The 1,789-nt window shown below is 43.7% G+C and carries 3 protein-coding genes; all 3 read right to left on the bottom strand.

Annotated features, from left to right (window positions below; all coding sequences use genetic code 11):
* Window positions 1-427: metal ABC transporter permease (locus tag Q0191_RS01020; protein WP_297663017.1), on the bottom strand; the 427-nt coding region annotated here is incomplete at its 3' end.
* Complete coding sequence (locus tag Q0191_RS01015) at window positions 420-1,130, bottom strand: metal ABC transporter ATP-binding protein (protein ID WP_297663015.1); 711 nt, start codon at window positions 1,128-1,130, stop codon at window positions 420-422. The genes Q0191_RS01015 and Q0191_RS01020, both read right to left, overlap by 8 nt.
* Entirely contained in the window at window positions 1,127-1,570 is a 444-nt protein-coding gene (locus Q0191_RS01010; protein ID WP_297663013.1) for a zinc-dependent MarR family transcriptional regulator, read from the bottom strand. The genes Q0191_RS01015 and Q0191_RS01010 overlap by 4 nt, the downstream gene beginning before the upstream one ends.
* Window positions 1,571-1,789 lie beyond the last annotated feature (219 nt).

The raw sequence follows: 1,789 nt of genomic DNA, 5'->3' as shown, positions 1-1,789 counted from the left end.
CCACAGCAGCAATGACAAAGAGAGAAATCACCTGCTCCCTACTGATAGTCACAATAGAGCCAAATAGATACTGGTCCAGACTCATTGAGCTAGAACTCTTGCCCTTACTCATGACAGTCAAGGAAACCGCTAATCCCGTTGACATAAGAATGGCTGTCCCGATTTCCATGAAATTTTTATAGATTGTCCGCAAGTATTCCAAAAAGACCGCTGCAATAATAACCACCACCACCGTTGTGAAGGTCGGTGACAAACCTAGAACCAAACCAAAGGCCACACCTGCCAGTGAAACGTGGCTGAGCGTGTCACTCATAAGGCTCTGCCGACGTAAAATAAGGAAAGTACCCAGAATCGGTGAAAAGAGGCTCATGGCAATAACTGCTAAAAAGGCTCGCTGCATAAAATCATAGGAAAATAGATTAAGCATGATTCACCTCCTGTCCGCTATCACTTTCATGCACATTGAAGCAGCGCCAAGGTGAGTCCTGATTCCGAACCAGATGAATGTTGCGGTCAGCATATTTACGAACTTCTTCCGGATCGTGTGTGATCATCAAGACAGCTTTCCCATGCTGATGAGCACTATGATGCATGAGCTTGTAAAATTCATCCTTGCTGCCTGCATCCATCCCTGTTGTCGGCTCATCAAGGACAAAAATATCTGGATCTGAAGCAAACATCCGAGCGATAACCGCCCTCTGCTTCTGGCCACCCGAAAGTGAACCAATTCGCTTATCCCAATGTTCCCACATTCCAACCGACTCCAGACTTACCTTAATATGCTCCTCATCATGCTCATTCAAACGGCGAAACCAACCCTTGCGCGGATAACGTCCCGACTTGACAAACTCATACACCGTACTAGGAAAACCAGCATTAAAACTAGCAATCTGCTGAGGTAGATAAGCAATCCGCAGTTTCTTGCCTCGCACATTGGTCTTGGAAATCTTCACTTCCCCATACTTGGGCTGCAAAATACCCAAACTAGCCTTGACAAGTGTCGTCTTAGCAGCCCCATTCTCCCCTGTCAAGGTTACAAACTCGCCACTATCCAGAAAATAGTGTATATGCTCCAACACAGGCTCCTTGTCATAGTAAAAGGACAGATTTTCCACTGTGATATATCTCATTTCCCAATTTCTCCAATCAAACCATCCAAAAATTTCACAATTACCTCCTGCTCATCAGAAGAAAATTGCTCTGCCAATCTCTGGTAGGCGTCTAAAGTGTGCACATGATGGTGCTGATGCTCTTCCGCAATCGGTCGCGCCAAGTCAGTCAAACGATAAAAAGTCACGCGAGCATCTTTCTTATCCTTGAAAGTTTGCAACATCTTTTGCTCCACCAAAGCCTTAACAGCTTTAGTTACAGCAGCTTGGCTAACATTCAGCCGTTTCGCCAAATCAGAATTTGTCAAAGATTCCTGAGACAAAAGCATCAAAATGTGCTCCTGCGTGTTCGTTAGCTGTACATCACTCGTACAAGAACCGATCAAAATTTCATGTTGATTCTCAGCTGTCAATATGACCTCATTCAAAAAATGATTAATTTTTTCTGCTAAATGACCCATTCTTCGCTCCCTTTCTTAACCAGTTGAAACTTTACCGGTTAATTATACCACAAAAAAGAAAAGAGTCAAGCTCCAACTATAGTAACACTCTGATTCTAAAACAATGCAAAAGCATCGATAGAGAGAAAGAAAAAAGAGCCAACTGCTCTTTTCTCATATGATCATTTACTCCGCCAGTAGGACTCGAACCTACGACATCATGATTAACAGTCATGCGCT

Source organism: uncultured Streptococcus sp. (assembly GCF_938036805.1).
Taxonomy (GTDB): Bacteria; Bacillota; Bacilli; order Lactobacillales; family Streptococcaceae; genus Streptococcus.
The sequence above is the reverse complement of the archived record's forward strand: the minus strand, read 5'-3'. Positions and strand labels throughout refer to the sequence as shown.

Bases quoted from the DNA above. Each gene is read 5' to 3' on its own strand.
- Q0191_RS01015 (WP_297663015.1), bottom strand. From the start codon at position 1,130: ATGAGATATATCACAGTGGAAAATCTGTCCTTTTACTATGACAAGGAG.
- Q0191_RS01010 (WP_297663013.1), bottom strand. From the start codon at position 1,570: ATGGGTCATTTAGCAGAAAAAATTAATCATTTTTTGAATGAGGTCATA.